We start from the raw sequence: 376 nt of genomic DNA, 5'->3' as shown, positions 1-376 counted from the left end.
ATTTTTTAGTCGAAGGGAACCATTTATCAATTTTCACGAGCTGTTTCCCTTGTTCTTTTAGCTTGTACGATAAGAATGTAGTGAACATGCCCCAACCATTGTCGTGAACGCTTTTACCAAAGTGAAGGGCTTGAGACATTCCTTTCATGTCCAAGTCCTCGATGATAACAGCGTCATAGGTTGATGCCAATTCTTTTGATTGATGGTGTAGAAAGTTCTTACGTTGATTGGCTGTTTTTTCTTGTAGTTCAGCCACTTTCAAACGTTGTTTTTCCCAACGTGCAGAACCTTTCTTTCTACGAGATAGGATGCGTTGTTCTTTTGCTAATTTGTCTAATGATTGTCGATAAAAACGTGGGTAATTGGCTTTCTCACC

General features: G+C 39.4%; 1 protein-coding gene. It reads right to left on the bottom strand.

Annotated features, from left to right (window positions below; translation table 11 throughout):
- Positions 1 to 376: RNA-guided endonuclease InsQ/TnpB family protein (locus tag DDE80_RS15875; protein ID WP_153060956.1), on the bottom strand; the 376-nt coding region annotated here is incomplete at both ends.

It is taken from the genome of Metalysinibacillus jejuensis, assembly GCF_003057615.1.
GTDB classification, from domain to species: domain Bacteria; phylum Bacillota; class Bacilli; order Bacillales_A; family Planococcaceae; genus Metalysinibacillus; species Metalysinibacillus jejuensis.
Note: the sequence above shows the minus strand (reverse complement) of the source record. Positions and strands in the feature narration are given on the sequence as shown.